This is a genomic window from Gordonia sp. C13 (assembly GCF_023218005.1).
GTDB classification, from domain to species: Bacteria; Actinomycetota; Actinomycetes; order Mycobacteriales; family Mycobacteriaceae; genus Gordonia; species Gordonia namibiensis.
The window spans coordinates 45,337-61,342 of the sequence record NZ_JALPSY010000033.1 but is presented as its reverse complement, the minus strand read 5'-3'; the positions used below and the strand labels follow the sequence as shown (position 1 = coordinate 61,342).

Here is a 16,006-nt window from a genome sequence, read left to right as displayed (position 1 = left end):
GGCGGGGTGGGAACCGGAATCCGGTACGCACCCCGCACTTTGTGGTTCAGCGGTCAGTCGACCTGTCGGACCGCACCCTTGTCGGCCGACGTCGCGAGCTTCGCGTACGCGCGCAGCGCGGTCGTCACGGTGCGCTCACGGTCCTTCGGCTGCCACGGGCGCTCGGAGGCCTCCATCTTCGCGCGACGCTCGGCGAGCACCTCGTCGTCGACGAGGACCTCGAGGCGACGGGTCTTGACGTCGATGAGTACCTGATCGCCGTCCTCGACGAGTCCGATCGCGCCACCGGACGCCGCCTCCGGCGACATGTGGCCGACCGACAGACCCGACGATCCGCCGGAGAACCGGCCGTCGGTGATGAGCGCGCACTTCTTGCCCATGCCGGTGCCCTTCATGAAGGCGGTCGGGTGCAGCATCTCCTGCATGCCCGGCCCGCCCGCGGGGCCCTCGTAGCGGACGACGAGCACCTCGCCGGCCTGGATGGTCTTCGACAGGATGACCTGGACGGCCTCCTCCTGGCTCTCGACCACGCGGGCCGGGCCCTCGAAGTGCCACAGGTCCTCGTCGATGCCCGCGGTTTTGAGCACGGCACCGTCGGGTGCGAGGTTGCCGCGCAGGACGCACAGCCCGCCCTCGACGGTGTAGGCGTGCGCGAGGTCGCGGATGCAGCCGCCGGCGGCGTCGGTGTCGAGCGAGCTCCACCGGTTGGCCGTCGAGAACGGGGTCGTGGTGCGCACGCCGCCCGGAGCCGCGTGGAACAGTTCGACGGCCTCGTCGGTCGCCTTGCCGCCGCGGATGTCCCAGTCGTCGAGGGCCTGCGCCAGGGTCGGGCTGTACACGGTCGAGGTGGTGTCGTCGAGCAGACCGGCCCGACGCAGCTCACCGAGGATCGCGGGGATTCCGCCGGCCCGGTGGACGTCCTCCATGTGGTAGTCGGAGTTCGGGGAGACCTTCGACAGGCAGGGGACGTTGCGGCTGATCTCGTCGATGGTCGACAGATCGAAGTCGGCGACCTCGCCCTCCTGCGCCGCGGCGAGGATGTGCAGCACGGTGTTGGTCGAGCCGCCCATGGCGACGTCGAGCGCCATCGCGTTCCGGAAGGCGGACGGGGTCGCGATGCTCCGCGGCAGCACCGACGCGTCGTCCTCGCGGTACCAGCGGTTGGCGGCCTCGATGACGACCTTGCCGGCGCGCTCGAACAGCGCACGACGCGCCTCGTGGGTGGCCAGCGTGGAGCCGTTGCCCGGCAAGGCGAGTCCGAGTGCCTCGGTGAGGCAGTTCATCGAGTTGGCGGTGAACATGCCCGAGCACGAGCCACAGGTCGGGCAGGCCGACCGCTCGACCTCGCTCAGGCCGTCCTCGTCCACGTCGCTGTTGGCCGACGCGGAGATCGCGGTGATCAAGTCGGTGGGGGCCTGGGCGACGCCGTCGACGACAACCGCCTTGCCGGCCTCCATCGGACCGCCGGACACGAAGACGGTCGGGATGTTCAGGCGCATCGCGGCATTCAGCATGCCGGGGGTGATCTTGTCGCAGTTGGAGATGCACACCAGCGCGTCGGCGGTGTGGGCGTTGACCATGTATTCGACGGAGTCGGCGATGATCTCGCGGGACGGCAGCGAGTAGAGCATGCCGCCGTGGCCCATCGCGATGCCGTCGTCGACGGCGATGGTGTGGAACTCACGCGGGACGCCGCCCGCGGCTCGCACTGCGTCGGCGACGATCTCGCCGACATCCTTGAGGTGCACGTGGCCCGGCACGAACTGCGTGTACGAGTTGGCGATCGCCACGATGGGCTTGCCGAAATCGTCGTCGGTCATACCGGTGGCTCGCCACAGGGAGCGGGCGCCGGCGGCTTCGCGGCCGACGGTGGTGGTGCGTGACCTCAAGGCAGGCATGGGTTCCTCAATATCGATCGTCGGGTCGGGCAGAGTCGGCGTCGCCGAACGGTTCGGGCACTGCTGGGCCGAAGACGTTCTGCGCGTCGGACTCTTGGCGTCAACACCGCGATCCCGGGGGTTTGTCTCACTCGGACTGTGTGGCCCCGGGAACTGGGTTGAACGGCGTCGCACGCTGAGGGTGGGCGTCGCGAGTCGCCGAGAGACCAGGCTACTCCGCTGTGACATGCGGAAACAAAATGATTCGGACGTCACCCCGGGCCGTCGGCGCGGCGCGTCGAACTCAGATTCCCAGAACCGCCTTGGCGATGGAGAAGTAGATGATCAGGCCGGTCGCATCGCAGAACGTCGAGATGAACGGGGTGGAGAAGACCGCGGGGTCCACGCGGATGGATTTCGCGACCAGGGGCATCACGCCGCCGACGGTCGCCGCCATCGTGCAGATCGACACGATCGTCAGCCCGATGACCGCGCCGATGTCGACCCCGTAGACCAGGGCGGCGACGGCGAACCCGACGACGCCGAGCAACGAGCCCATCGTCAGTCCGACCCGGACCTCCTTGGCAGCGACCCGGACGACGTCGCGGGTGGTGACGTCATCGGTCGCGAGGGCGCGGGTGACGGTGGTGGCGGCCTGCGACCCGGTGTTGCCGCCGATGCCGGTCAGCAGCGGGATGAACAGGGCGAGGGCGACCTTCTGTTCGAGGGTGCCCTCGAAGATCTCCAGGACGTTGACGGTGAGGATCGCCGACACCGCGAGGACGAACAGCCACACGATGCGGGCGCGGGTGATCGACAGGATCGAGGCGTGCAGGTACGGCTCGCGAAGCGGCTCGCGCGCACCGGCACGGGCCTCGTCGGTGTCGCGGGCCTGTTCGACGACCTCGACCGCGTCGTCGATGGTGAGCACACCGACCAGCCGGTTGTCGCGATCGACCACCGGCATCGCGAGTATGCCGCGGTCGATGCATCGCTGGGCGGTGGACTCGGCGTCGTCGTCGACGTGGGCGAACATCGGCTTGTTCATCAGCTCGGCGACCGGTGCGTCGGGTTCGGCGAGGAGAAGGTCGCGGAGGCTGACGACACCACACAGCGCACGCGCATCGTCGAGGACGGGCACGGTGTAGATCGTCTCGGCAGCGTGACCGCGGTCCTTGACCCGGGTGAGGGCGGCGTCGGCGGTCTCGTCGCGCCGGGCGTGGACGAACTCGGGACTCATCCGACGCCCGACCGAACCGCGCGGGTAACCGAGCACGACGGCGGTGACGTCGCGTTCGCCCGGGGTGAGTTGCTGGATGAGGGCCCGGGCGACGCCGGCGGGAAGTTCGTCGAGGAGTTCGGCGCGGTCGTCGGGGTCGAGGTGATCGAACGCCGCCGCCACCTCGACCGTCCCGAGATCATCGATGAGCCGACGCTGGGAGCCCGAGGAGAGATCGTCGAAGACCTCGACGGCGAGATCCTTCGGGAGAAGGCGGAAGGCCACACCCCGTGCTTGATGCGAGAGACGATCGAGGAGTGCCGCGATGTCGCCGGCGGGCAGCGCCGAGAGCGCGGTCGCGGCCGCGCCGAGTTGACCGTCGGAGATCAGGTCGTCGAGTTGGTTCGCGTCGAGCGTCGCGTAGGTCACCCGACGAGCCTATCGGCTGCTGTCGTCGTCAAAGCCGTTCGCGCAGCGACGATTCTGTGCCGCCGGGACCCATCGGACCTACTTGTCGCGGTTCGCGGCGGCCTCGAACGGGTCCGGGATGCGGCCCTTGCTCACCACGTTCAACACGGGGAGATCGCGAAATCCGATGGCGGGCAACTTGATCCGCTGGCCATCGGGGCGGACCGCCCGGACCGAACTCCACTTGGGGAACTGTAGGCCGGCGATCTCGGACCAGGGCAGTTCGGTCGTGGACAGGCCGCCCACCGCGCGGAGTCCGTCCTCGGTGACGATCGTGCGGAGGCGGTGAATCCACATGTACAGCGCCACCGGTACGACGAAGAGGAAGGCGAACCAGTACGAGGCGCCGAGCAGCAGGACCACCACGAGCGCGACCATCGGCACCGTGAAGTAGGCGACACGGTTGATGCGGAAGACCACGGGGTAGGGGATCTCCGCAGAGTCGTCGGGTGTCGAGGCGGCGGGGTCGCTGGAATCAGTCGGCACACGTCCATTGTGCCAACCCGGCCACGAGGAACGCGGCGTCGGGTCTACCCGGCAGTAGTCGGTGAGACGTCCGTCACCACCAGTGCGTTCTCATAATGTGGGACGGCATGGTCCGGAGTTTGACTCAGAACGACGCGCGGTCCTACCGTGATCTACGTGATGACAAACGGGATCCTCGTAGTAATCGGCTGGCGCGTCGCCTGACCGGTCACTTCACAGACCCCTACCGGCATCGACGCGCCACCCTCGAACAGCGGAAGCTGTCGGGGGTTTTTTCATGTCAGGTAGTCACATCACCCAACCACCGAAATACAGACAAGATGAGGATCGTGCAGTGAGCGCACCAACAGCACGCACCGACGCCGGCCGCAATGAGCCGACGCGTAACGCCGGACTGCGTCAGCAGTCTCCCGCGGCGGGCAACCTCCGTGCGGTAGGTCAGCACACCGTCGCGCCGGAGCGCGTCAGCGGTGCGCAGTCTGTGGTCCGATCCCTCGAGGAGCTCGGTGTCGAGGTCGTCTTCGGCATCCCCGGCGGCGCGGTCCTGCCGGTCTACGACCCGCTGCTCGACTCCACCAAGGTCCGCCATGTCCTCGTGCGCCACGAGCAGGGTGCCGGCCACGCCGCCACCGGCTACGCGCAGGTCGCGGGTCGCGCCGGCGTCATGATGGCGACCTCGGGCCCGGGCGCCACCAACCTGGTGACCCCGCTGGCCGATGCGCAGATGGACTCCGTGCCCGTCGTTGCGATCACCGGCCAGGTCGGCCGCTCGCTGATCGGCACCGACGCCTTCCAGGAAGCTGACATCTCCGGCATCACCATGCCGATCACGAAGCACAACTTCCTGGTCAGCCGCGCCATCGACATCCCGAAGACCATCGCCGAGGCCTTCCACATCGCCGAGAGCGGCCGTCCTGGTGCGGTTCTCGTCGACATCCCCAAGGACATCCTGCAGAGCCAGACCACGTTCTCGTGGCCGCCGCAGATCGACCTGCCCGGCTACCGTCCGGTCACCAAGCCGCACGGCAAGCAGGTCCGCGAGGCGGCTCGTCTGATCAACGCCGCCAAATCACCGGTCCTCTACGTCGGTGGCGGCGTCATCAAGGCCAACGCCTCCGAGGAGCTGCTCGAGCTCGCCGAGCTGACCGGCATCCCGGTCGTCACGACCCTGATGGCGCGCGGCGCGTTCCCCGACAGCCACGACCAGCATCTGGGCATGCCGGGTATGCACGGCACCGTCGCGGCCGTGGGTGCCCTGCAGCGCAGCGATCTGCTGATCACCCTCGGCGCCCGGTTCGACGACCGCGTGACCGGCCAGCTCGATTCGTTCGCGCCCGACGCCAAGGTCATCCATGCCGACATCGACCCTGCGGAGATCGGCAAGAACCGTCCGGTCGACGTGCCGATCGTCGGCGACTGCAAGGCGGTCATCGCCGAGCTGACCGAGACGCTGCGCGACGAGCGGGCGACCACCGGCACCACGCCGGACCTGTCGGAGTGGTGGACCTACCTCGACGGCATCCGCAAGACCTACCCGCTGAGCTACGACCGTCAGACCGACGGTTCGATGTCGCCGGAGTTCGTCATCCAGGCGCTGGGCAAGGCTGCCGGACCCGACGCGGTGTACTGTGCCGGCGTCGGCCAGCACCAGATGTGGGCCGCTCAGTTCATCTCCTACGAGAAGCCGCGCACCTGGCTCAACTCCGGTGGTCTGGGCACGATGGGTTACGCGGTGCCCGCCGCCATGGGCGCCAAGGCCGCCGCACCCGACACCGAGGTGTGGGCGATCGACGGCGACGGCTGCTTCCAGATGACCAACCAGGAACTGGCCACCTGCGCGATCGAGGGCATCCCGATCAAGGTCGCGCTGATCAACAACGGCAACCTGGGCATGGTCCGCCAGTGGCAGACCCTCTTCTACGAGGAGCGCTACTCCAACACCGACCTCGCCACGCACTCTCGGATGATCCCGGACTTCGTGAAGCTGGCAGAGGCGTTGGGCTGCGTCGCATTCCGCGTCGAGCGTGAGGAGGACGTCGACGACGTCATCGCGCAGGCACGTGCAATCAACGACCGCCCGGTCGTCATCGACTTCATCGTCGGCAAGGACGCTCAGGTGTGGCCGATGGTCGCCGCGGGCACGGGCAACGACGAGATCATGGCGGCCCGCAACATCCGGCCGTTGTTCGACGACGACGAGTCGGCGTCGGACCCGGTCGAGATCCACGAGACGATGAACGCCCCCCGCGGGACCGTCGACCAGCAGGTCGACAACGCTCCGGCCGACCGCGCAGCAGAGAAGGACCAGAAGTGAGCACCACCCACACCCTCAGCGTCCTGGTCGAGGACCGGCCGGGCGTCCTGGCCCGTGTCTCCGGATTGTTCTCGCGTCGCGGGTTCAACATCGAGTCGTTGGCCGTCGGACCGACCGAGCTCAAGGGGATCTCGCGAATGACCATCATGGTCTCCGTCGAGGACTTTCCGCTCGAGCAGGTCACCAAGCAGCTCAACAAGCTGGTGAACGTGATCAAGATCGTCGAGCAGGACCCGGCCAACTCGGTGTCCCGCGAGCTGATGATGGTCAAGGTCCGTTCGGACTCGACCGTGCGCACCGAGGTCATCGAGGTGGTGAACCTGTTCCGCGCCAAGGTCATCGACGTGTCGCCGGAGTCCCTCACCATCGAGGCCACCGGTACGTCGGAGAAGCTCGAGGCCCTGCTCCGGATGCTCGATCCTTACGGCATCCGCGAGATCGCCCAGTCCGGCGCCGTTGCGCTCGGACGCGGACCGAAGAGCATGTCGGCCAACCGCTGACCGTAGACTGCGCTGTTAACAGCGGCGAAGAATTTATATGTCCCTCGGCGAGAGAGAGAATCGCGAGGGGCGCCACAAATCGAAGGGAAACAAAGTGGCCATCGAACTGTTCTACGACGACGACGCAGATCTGTCGATCATCCAGGGTCGCAAGGTCGCGGTGATCGGCTATGGCAGCCAGGGCCATGCGCATTCGCTGTCGCTGCGCGACTCGGGCGTCGACGTCGTCATCGGCCTGCGTGAGGGTTCCAAGTCCAAGGCCAAGGCCGAGGAGCAGGGCCTCAAGGTGCTGACCGCTTCCGAGGCCGCCGCCTGGGCCGACGTCATCATGGTCCTCGCACCCGACACCTCGCAGGCACAGATCTTCACCGAGGACATCGAGCCGAACCTCAAGGACGGCGATGCGCTGTTCTTCGGTCACGGCCTGAACATCCACTTCGGTCTGATCAAGGCTCCGGAGAACGTCACCGTCGCCATGGTCGCGCCGAAGGGCCCCGGACACCTCGTTCGTCGTCAGTTCGTCGACGGCAAGGGTGTTCCCGCGCTCATCGCGGTCGCCCAGGATCCGAAGGGTGAGGGCCAGGCTCTCGCTCTCAGCTACGCCAGCGCCATCGGCGGTGGCCGCGCCGGAATCATCAAGACCACCTTCAAGGAAGAGACCGAGACCGACCTCTTCGGTGAGCAGGCCGTGCTCTGCGGTGGCACCGAGGAACTGGTCAAGGCCGGCTTCGAGGTCATGGTCGAGGCCGGTTACGCACCGGAGATGGCCTACTTCGAGGTGCTGCACGAGCTCAAGCTCATCGTCGACCTCATGTACGAGGGTGGCATCGCCCGCATGAACTACTCGGTCTCCGACACCGCCGAGTTCGGTGGCTACATCTCGGGCCCGCGCGTCATCGACGCCGACACCAAGGAGCGCATGCGCGCCATCCTGAAGGACATCCAGGACGGCACCTTCGTCAAGCGTCTCGTCGCCAACGTCGAGGGCGGCAACAAGGAGCTCGAGGGCCTGCGCAAGCAGAACGCCGAGCACCCGATCGAGGTCACCGGCAAGAAGCTGCGCGACCTGATGAGCTGGGTTGATCGTCCGATCACCGAGACCGCCTGAGTCTAAGCATTTCTTACGATCGGCCCCCGGGATTTCCCGGGGGCCGATCGGCTTTTAGGCCACGGTCGACCGGGACCGGCTGTGAATGGCCTGTGACGTGATGTTGCAGGGGACTGCTACCGTCACCTGCGAACATCAATGGGGGTGTGATGCGGGTAGATTCTGGGGTGCTCCAATCGCTTGCCAACCAAGCCGACGACGCTGCTTCGGCTCTTGTGGCAGCTGATCTCGGAGACAAGGCGCGACTCGCTGCGGATTGTGTCGACGGTTCGGCGACGCAGTGGGCTGCACGACTCGTTGCTTTGGAGCTTCGGTCGCGGGCGGAGTCGATTTCCGACAGTCTGAGCTCCATCGGAAACGCAGTTCGAGGCGCGGGAAATACGTTTGAGGTCGAGGACGCGGCGCTAGCTCGAACGTTCGAAAGTCTCGAGTTCGGGGCCGGGAGGAATTAGCGTGCTGCCGACTCGCCCGCAGCTCACCGGTTGGGCTCCGGCAGCACTCGCCGGCGGCGGGGAATCAGTTGACACAGCAGGGGCGACGACCGAGTCTGCTGTCGGGTCGGTGTACACGGCGTGTCAGAGTCTGCCCTCACTGAGAGGCTGGACAGGGCTGAGTCACGATGCCGGGACAGCGGCGTTCCGGCGCGCGACCAACTCGGCGACAGATCTTGCGTCGTTTGCTGCCTCAGTAGGGTTGGCGCTCTCCGAGGGGGCACACACGCTTGGAAAAGCGCGAACAGACCTTCTGGCGAAGGCTGACGCCGTGGACGCGAGCAAACTCTGGGTGACCGACGCGTGGGTCGTCTTGATCGACCCGATTGAAATGTCCATCGAGGAGGCCGATCGTCTGGCCGGGGAAGCTAATCGACAGCAGGGCGCCATAAACCAACTCCTGTTGGCAGTCGACGCCGCTGACAACTCAGTTGCACAGGCCATCCAGGCCGCCGCGGGCAAGCACGGTTGGACAAACCCGTCGACAAACATGTTTGTACCGATTCCGGGGCTAGTGGCCCCGACCGATCAAGTGCCGAACCCGGGCACCCTTCTGGGTCTGCAACAGCAGCTGATGGTGCGTGCCGAGGACATGGCGATGACGGTGCGAGCAACAGAGAAGTTCGAAGATGATCAGGGCCGCCACAAGATTCTCTACATGCAGGACGGTAGTCGCCAAGTCATCACCGAATGGGATCCGTACCGGGGGTCCATGCCGTCAATGAAGCTTTTCGAGACGACTGTCAAGCATTATGACCGCGGCGGGAAGGTGATCTCGACTTCGCACTCATGGGAGGACCTCACCGGAACGAAGGTATTCTCCACCACCTGGGCTGACGGAACTACGGCATATGCGGAGGAATGGGAGGACGGATACAAGACCGGCCGAGTGACTACGCCGGACGGTCGTACTGGGGACATACCGGCGGACAGCCCGTTCTTCTCGCATCCGATCGAGACGACCATCGGGGGCGTGCTCAGTGGAGTCGACAAGTATGTCGATGACGGTCACGGTATCCCGCGGATCTCGGCGGCAGGCGCTGAGAAGCTCGGGGCGGGTGCTAAGTACGGTGGTCCAGCGCTGGCGATCGGCGTTGGAATCTATGACGTCGTAGTGGCTGAGGACAAGTGCGTCGCGGGGTTCTCGGCCGCGTTCGGCGCCGCCGGCGGGTATGCGGGCGGCGTTCTTGGCGCAGGCGCGTCCGCCCCTGGCGGCCCGGCGGCGGTCGCCGGTGCCGCAGGAGGCTCCATGGCTGGAAGCTGGCTCTTCGGGTGGGTCGGCAAGAAGGTCGGAGAAGCCGTTTGTCCAGCGCCGACGTCGTGACATACGCTCCACGGGTCGAAAACTGTTGCGTCGGGGGCGTTTCCGACGAGGGTAGAGGGGGAGTTTCGTGACCGATGCACGCAGGCCGGAAGCGTGGAGGGGTGGCCGTGTGATCGGACTCCTATTCGTCGCTCTGATGACGCCGGTTGCGGTTGCTCTGGCGGTGAGTGCGGTTCGAGCGCGGGATGTGCCGACTGCCTTCGTTACAGCTGCGTTTTCGTTGGCGATAATCATCGCTGCAGTCGGTGTACTCCGGGTCCGTGTTCTCGAACGGGTCGAGCCCAACGTTGAGTTCACTGGCGCGCGGACCATTTTGCGTTACGACCGTGTCTACGATCGCCTGATTCGTGTCGCGCTGGCGCTGGCGACTGTCGGCGGTGTGGGATTCGTGGTGCTCGTCCCGTCGGGCGTGATCGACCTGTCGCTGACGCCAGGACAGAAGGTCTTCTTTCCGATCGGGGTCGCCGTCATCGTAGCCGCCGCGGTTTATGGCGAGTATGCCCGCCGGAAATATGGGCCGCCGAGTATCACCTTCGACGACCAGGGCTTGACGCACCATCGGACTGCGTCTGACACGGAGATCCGGTGGGTCGACATCGCTCGAATCACGGCGGAACGGACCGAATCACGGCCGGCCCGCGACGTAGTGGTCATAGAGAGCGCGCCTGATTCGCCGCGATACATGCTTGGTGACGCGCCCTGGTATACGCCGGGCGGAGCAGCGCTCTACTCGATGCTGCGCTTCTATTGGATGAACGCCGAGTCACGGACTGAACTGGTGGACGGCAGTGCCGCGGAGAGGCTCGACGCTGACCAGTTCGCCGACAGCGGTCGGTAGGCGGCGGTAGTCCTGCGTATGCACTGACAGCGGGCCCGCATCTCTCCGGAGGTGCGGGCCCGCTGTCGTCGGCACAAACCCGCCTCTTTTCGGCAGACCCACCCCGTGCGCGGATCTGCCGAGAAGGATGGGGTTTGCGAAGCGGTTGGGGGCCGCCCGCGGGCTGACCCCGGGGCCCCGAAAACCGCCCCTGAAAAGCACCCCTGAGAGAGACCCTCCACAGGGGGACCGGCGGCACTATGTCGCCGGTCCACCCCTGGAGGGTCGATCAGGGGCGGTTTTCAGCGAAAGCTGCGGCTGGGCGGGCAATGTCCCGGAAACGCACAACGCCCCGGGTGTGAACCCGGGGCGTCGCATGGGGAAGTTCGATCAGGCGATCGTGAATCCCTTGTACTCGGGGATCGAGGCCACCCGGTTGAGGATCGGCTTGATGTTGGTGCCGGTCTCCGGGCCGAAGCAACCGAGGAAGTAGTAGGCGTTCACCATGCCGACGAGGCGGTCGCCGACGACGACGGGGCTGCCGGAGTCGCCTTCGATGACGCACAGCTGGCTCAGGTGGACGTCACCCTCGGAGAACCAGGCGATGCCACAGGTGTTTCCGGTGGTGCGGCCTTCCTTGCACGCGATGGTGGGGAAGCCGATGGGTCGGGGGTCGACCGAGCGGATCGTCACGCCGCGGACGGTGCGCAGCGGCACGACCTTCGAGGCGTCCATCTGGATGATCGCCATGTCGAGGTCGGAGAACGAGTGGGTGATGGTGCCGGCCTGGCCGCGGTCCTGGAAGGTCTCCGAGTAGACCTTCTGGCCGGGGTTACCGCAGTGGCCCGCGGTGATGCCGATGAGCTTGCCGGTCTTGGAGCGGCCGATCGTCGTCAGGGTGCAGGCTGCAGCGGAGTTACCACCTTTGAGGACAAGAATTCCCGAGCCGCCCCCGAGGAAGATCTTTGCCGGGGCCGCAACCGCGACACCCGCTCCCCAGCCGGCGAGCACCGTCGCAGCCAAAACCGCCAACAGTGCCGTCAGCTTCTTCGTCATCCGCTCTCCACTTCTAATTCGCAATGCGCCGAAACGCCTGCCGGAAAAAGTCGCGGCAGGCGGTCAAAGCACACCGTACCGGGACTCCCCGGCGTTCGCTCCTGCGTGGGATCGACCCGCGGTCGGTTTGCAACCCTTCCGTGATGCTTGCCGCAGCGCGCCGTAATGCCCGTCACACTCTACCCAGCCGCGCGGCGTCGGCTTCTCTTTTGGGGTAGACCGCCTGTTCGGAGCCATCTACCAGACCTTTAAGCTGTGATACGGAGAGTCCACGACGCTCCGTCCTGCCGAAGGTGAGAAATCGCACCTGCCCCGAACCTGGAGAAAAGACTGTGAGCTCTGCTGGCCGCCCGGTCGTACTCATCGCTGACAAGCTGGCGCCGTCAACCGTGGAAGCACTCGGTGACGGTGTCGAGGTGCGATGGGTCGACGGCCCGGACCGTCCCAAGCTGCTCGAGGCCGTCGTCGACGCCGACGCCATCCTCGTGCGTTCCGCGACGACTGTCGACGCCGAGGTCCTCGACGCCGGCAAGAAGCTGAAGATCATCGCACGCGCCGGTGTCGGTCTCGACAACGTCGACGTCCCCGCCGCCACCGCCCGTGGCGTCATGGTCGTCAACGCGCCGACCTCCAACATCCACACCGCCGCCGAGCACGCCATCGCGCTGCTGATGTCGGCGTCGCGCCAGATCCCGGCCGCCGACGCCACCCTGCGCGAGAAGACCTGGAAGCGTTCGTCTTTCAACGGTGTCGAGATCTTCGACAAGACTGTCGGCGTCGTCGGCCTCGGCCGCATCGGTCAGCTGGTCGCCGCGCGTCTGGCCGCCTTCGAGACCCACATCATCGCGTACGACCCCTACGTCTCGCCGGCCCGCGCCGCCCAGCTCGGCATCGAGCTGGTCAGCCTCGACGAGCTCCTCGAGCGCGCCGACTTCATCACCGTGCACCTGCCCAAGACGCCGGAGACCCTCGGTCTCATCGGCGCGGAGCAGCTCGCCCGCACCAAGAAGGGCGTCGTCATCGTCAACGCCGCCCGCGGTGGTCTGATCGACGAGCAGGCACTGGCCGACGCCATCAACTCCGGCCAGGTTCGCGCTGCCGGCCTCGACGTCTTCGCGACCGAGCCCTGCACCGACTCGCCGCTGTTCGACCTCCCGCAGGTCGTCGTGACCCCGCACCTCGGCGCCTCCACCAGCGAGGCCCAGGACCGTGCCGGCACCGACGTCGCCAAGAGCGTCCGCCTAGCCCTGGCCGGCCACTTCGTGCCCGACGCCGTCAACATCACCGGCGGTGCGGTCGACGAAGAGGTCGCCCCGTGGCTCGAGGTCGCCCGCAAGGCCGGTGTCCTCGTCGGCGCCATCAGCAAGGAGCCGCCGACCTCCATCGTCGTCGACGTCCGCGGTGAGCTGGCCGCCAAGAACGTCGAGGTCCTCGGACTGTCGGCGCTGCGCGGTCTGTTCTCGGCCGTCCTCGACGAGCCCGTCACCTTCGTCAACGCCCCTGCCGTCGCCGAGAGCCGTGGCGTCACCAGCGAGGTGACCACCGCCCCGGAGAGCCCCAACCACCGCAGCGTCGTCGACGTGAAGGCCGTCTTCGCCGACGGCTCGGTCCACAACGTCTCCGGCACGCTCACCGAGCCGCGTCTCGTCGAGAAGATCGTCAACATCAACGGCCGCAACTTCGACCTCCGCGCCGAGGGCCACAACCTGATCGTGAGCTACGCCGATCGTCCGGGCTCGCTCGGCAAGATCGGCACCCTGCTCGGCGATGCCGGCGTCGACATCCTCGCCGCCGGTCTGTCGCAGGACGCCGAGGGCGGTGGCGCAACCATGATGCTGCGCGTGAGCAGCGCGGTCGCCGACGACGTCGTCGAGGCCATCGGTACGGCCGTGGGCGCCACCCTGATCGAGCAGGTGGACCTGTCGTGAAGCTCGCTGTCATCGCCGGCGACGGCATCGGACCCGAGGTCATCGGGGAGGCGCTCGGCGTCCTGGAGACCGTCGTCCCGTCGGTGAGCACCACCGAGTTCGATCTCGGCGCTCGCCGCTACCACCGCAACGGTGAACTCCTCACCGAGGACGATCTCGAGTCGCTGCGCCGCCACGACGCAATCCTGTTGGGCGCCATCGGCGACCCGTCGGTGCCCCCGGGCATCCTCGAGCGCGGCCTGCTGCTCACCATGCGTTTCGCCCTGGATCACCACGTGAACCTGCGTCCGTCGCGCCGGTACCCGGGTGTCACGTCGCCGCTGGCCGGCGACCCCGAGATCGACTTCGTCGTCGTCCGCGAGGGCACCGAGGGGCCCTACACCGGCAACGGCGGCTCGATCCGCGTGGGCACCCCGCACGAGGTGGCCACCGAGGTCAGCGTCAACACCCGCTTCGGCGTCGAACGCGTGGTACGCAACGCTTTCCAGCGTGCGCAGCAGCGTCGGAAGAAGCTCACCCTGGTCCACAAGACCAACGTGCTCGGCTTCGCCGGATCGTTGTGGAGCCGTGCGGTCGAGGAGATCGGTGCCGAATTCCCCGACGTCACCACCGACTACTGCCATGTCGACGCGGCGACCATCTACCTGGTCACCGACCCCGGCCGCTTCGACGTGGTCGTCACCGACAACCTGTTCGGCGACATCATCACCGACATCGCGGCCGCCGTCAGCGGCGGGATCGGACTCGCGGCGTCGGGCAACATCGATGCCACCGGTGCGAACCCGTCGATGTTCGAACCGGTTCACGGTTCGGCCCCCGACATCGCCGGTCAGGGCAAGGCGGATCCGACCGCTGCCATCCTGTCCACGGCGCTGCTGCTCCAGCACCTCGGCGAGAACGACGCCGCCGCCCGGATCGAGAAGGCCGTCGCCGACGACCTCGCCGAGCGCAGCGGACCGGTCGTCACCAGTGAGGTCGGCAAGCGCATCCGCGAACGCCTCGCCTGAGGTCCGCGAACCAGCACCAGCGGAATCAACCCGCCACCCGGCGATCGGGTGGCGGGTTGATCCGTATGCACTGAATTCCCGGGCCGGTCAGGCCTTCAGCGGCTCCTCGACGAGCCGCTGGGCGTCGCGCGGGACCAGGGGAGTGGCGACCAGAGAGGCCAGTGCGGTGGCCGCAAACGCCGCCGGGAAACCGACCGCGGCGATCAGCGCACCCAGCACGGGTGTCGTCGCGGCGGTCACCAGGTACTGACCCGTGTTCTGCACCGCGAGTCCGCGCCCGCTCCAGTCGGGCCCGGCGAACTCGGCGATCGCGGTGAACGCCAGGCCGTTGTCGGCCACCGAGATCACGCTCGCCACCGCCATCAGAGCGGGTGCGACGGGACTGTCGAACCAATCCGCCACGGCGAGAGCGCACATCGACGCGACACCGGCGACCGCGATGATCCGGATCGGACGCATTCGGGAGAGCCAGGCGTCCGACCACCGCCCCGCGGCGATCCGGCCGAAGGCGCCGGTTACCTGCGTCACGGTGATCAGGATTCCGGCAGCGGCGGGCGACCAGTCGTGGGCCACGATCAGCCACGTGGGCACGAAGGTCCACATCATCGACTGCGGTACGACGAGCAGCATGCTGACGACGTGGACACGGGCCAGGAACGAGTTGCCCCGGTAGGGGTTTCGTCTGGTCGTGGGATCGAGTTCGGTGCCAACCGAAGTCGCCTGACGAGGTGGGTCGGTGATGCCGATCAGCACCGCCACCAGGCCGACGGCGGTGATCACGGCCGGGATGGCCAGGGCCACAGCGGGTCCCTGGGTGTCCGCGACGACCGGCATGGTCAATGCGCACGTCCCGATGCCCAGGGGTTGCGCCATCTGCCGGACGCCCATCGCGGTGCCGCGCTGATGAGCTGGGAACCAGCCCACGACGATCCGGCCGCTGGCCCCGTTGGCCGCGCCGGACCCGATGCCGCCCACCAGAAGAGCCGCTCCGACGAGGACATACGACGCATCAGCGGCCGCAGCAACGGCCGCGCCGGTGGCACCTGTGAGCGAGATCGACAGGGAGATAAGCAGAATCCAGCGTTCGCCGTATCGGTCCAGCAGGATGCCCCACAGGAACGTGGCCATCGTGAGGCCGATCGTGGGGATGGCGGCGAGTGTCGACGCCGCGGTGAGGGTCAGTCCGGTGTCGGTGTGCAGCGCGGGGATCAGATACGCGACGCCGCTCACGACGCAGGTGGTCGTCAGCGCGGCGAGCAGTGAGCATCCGAGGATGACCCACCTCCTGGTGCTGGAAATGATGCTCACGTCATCCATCCGAACTCACCCCGCTCTCCGTATCTCATAGTGTGGAACAGTTTGCTCACATTCTAAGACTGGCGGGACGGTCGGCCAACTCGGCTCCCAACGG

General features: G+C 67.0%; 12 protein-coding genes. 7 read left to right on the top strand and 5 right to left on the bottom strand.

Annotation, left to right across the window (positions count from 1 at the left end; all coding sequences use genetic code 11):
• Positions 1-53: 53 nt before the first annotated feature.
• From ilvD to M1L58_RS20785, 3 genes are all read right to left on the bottom strand, one after another.
• The gene (gene ilvD, locus M1L58_RS20795) at positions 54-1,898 is read right to left on the bottom strand and encodes a dihydroxy-acid dehydratase (RefSeq protein WP_248660332.1); all 1,845 of its coding nucleotides are present in this window, start codon (positions 1,896-1,898) and stop codon (positions 54-56) included.
• Positions 1,899-2,181: 283 nt separating this feature from the next.
• On the bottom strand, positions 2,182-3,525 hold the full coding sequence (gene mgtE, locus M1L58_RS20790; protein WP_248660331.1) for a magnesium transporter: 1,344 nt from the start codon (positions 3,523-3,525) through the stop codon (positions 2,182-2,184).
• Between the two features lie 78 nt (positions 3,526-3,603).
• Positions 3,604-4,050 (bottom strand): PH domain-containing protein, encoded by a 447-nt coding sequence (locus tag M1L58_RS20785; RefSeq protein ID WP_006865705.1) that lies wholly within the window; start codon positions 4,048-4,050, stop codon positions 3,604-3,606.
• A gap of 334 nt (positions 4,051-4,384) precedes the next feature.
• On the opposite strand from M1L58_RS20785, the gene M1L58_RS20780 reads away from it, so the two are divergent.
• The 5 genes from M1L58_RS20780 to M1L58_RS20760 all read left to right on the top strand — a co-directional run bounded on the left by M1L58_RS20780 (position 4,385) and on the right by M1L58_RS20760 (position 10,625).
• On the top strand, positions 4,385-6,364 hold the full coding sequence (locus M1L58_RS20780; RefSeq protein WP_006865706.1) for an acetolactate synthase large subunit: 1,980 nt from the start codon (positions 4,385-4,387) through the stop codon (positions 6,362-6,364).
• Positions 6,361-6,864 carry an acetolactate synthase small subunit gene (gene ilvN / locus M1L58_RS20775; RefSeq protein ID WP_005199381.1) on the top strand — a complete coding sequence of 168 codons (504 nt, stop codon included), beginning with the start codon at positions 6,361-6,363 and terminating at the stop codon, positions 6,862-6,864. Before M1L58_RS20780 ends, ilvN begins: the two co-directional genes overlap by 4 nt.
• A gap of 94 nt (positions 6,865-6,958) precedes the next feature.
• A complete protein-coding gene (ilvC, locus tag M1L58_RS20770; RefSeq protein ID WP_039880683.1) occupies positions 6,959-7,972 on the top strand; it encodes a ketol-acid reductoisomerase in 1,014 nt (337 codons plus the stop codon).
• Between the two features lie 762 nt (positions 7,973-8,734).
• Positions 8,735-9,787 carry a hypothetical protein gene (locus M1L58_RS20765; RefSeq protein ID WP_245548573.1) on the top strand — a complete coding sequence of 351 codons (1,053 nt, stop codon included), beginning with the start codon at positions 8,735-8,737 and terminating at the stop codon, positions 9,785-9,787.
• 67 nt (positions 9,788-9,854) lie between these two features.
• Complete coding sequence (locus M1L58_RS20760) at positions 9,855-10,625, top strand: hypothetical protein (RefSeq protein ID WP_248660330.1); 771 nt, start codon at positions 9,855-9,857, stop codon at positions 10,623-10,625.
• A 369-nt stretch (positions 10,626-10,994) separates the two neighbouring features.
• Here the strand turns inward: M1L58_RS20760 and M1L58_RS20755 are convergent, their stop codons facing one another.
• The gene (locus tag M1L58_RS20755) at positions 10,995-11,660 is read right to left on the bottom strand and encodes a S1 family peptidase (RefSeq protein WP_006865709.1); all 666 of its coding nucleotides are present in this window, start codon (positions 11,658-11,660) and stop codon (positions 10,995-10,997) included.
• Positions 11,661-11,992: 332 nt separating this feature from the next.
• On the opposite strand from M1L58_RS20755, the gene serA reads away from it, so the two are divergent.
• Both serA and M1L58_RS20745 read left to right on the top strand, forming a co-directional pair.
• Positions 11,993-13,588: a phosphoglycerate dehydrogenase gene (serA, locus tag M1L58_RS20750; RefSeq protein ID WP_248660329.1), complete on the top strand. Its 1,596-nt coding sequence runs from the start codon at positions 11,993-11,995 to the stop codon at positions 13,586-13,588.
• Complete coding sequence (locus tag M1L58_RS20745; RefSeq protein WP_006865711.1) at positions 13,585-14,595, top strand: 3-isopropylmalate dehydrogenase; 1,011 nt, start codon at positions 13,585-13,587, stop codon at positions 14,593-14,595. The genes serA and M1L58_RS20745 overlap by 4 nt, the downstream gene beginning before the upstream one ends.
• Before the next feature lie 87 nt (positions 14,596-14,682).
• Here M1L58_RS20745 and M1L58_RS20740 read toward each other — a convergent pair whose 3' ends face one another.
• The gene (locus tag M1L58_RS20740; RefSeq protein WP_248660328.1) at positions 14,683-15,912 is read right to left on the bottom strand and encodes an MFS transporter; all 1,230 of its coding nucleotides are present in this window, start codon (positions 15,910-15,912) and stop codon (positions 14,683-14,685) included.
• Between the last annotated feature and the right edge of the window lie 94 nt (positions 15,913-16,006).

Coding starts and splice junctions, on each gene's coding strand:
- ilvD (WP_248660332.1), bottom strand. CDS start 1,898: ATGCCTGCCTTGAGGTCACGCACCACCACCGTCGGCCGCGAAGCCGCC.
- M1L58_RS20755 (WP_006865709.1), bottom strand. CDS start 11,660: ATGACGAAGAAGCTGACGGCACTGTTGGCGGTTTTGGCTGCGACGGTG.
- M1L58_RS20740 (WP_248660328.1), bottom strand. CDS start 15,912: ATGGATGACGTGAGCATCATTTCCAGCACCAGGAGGTGGGTCATCCTC.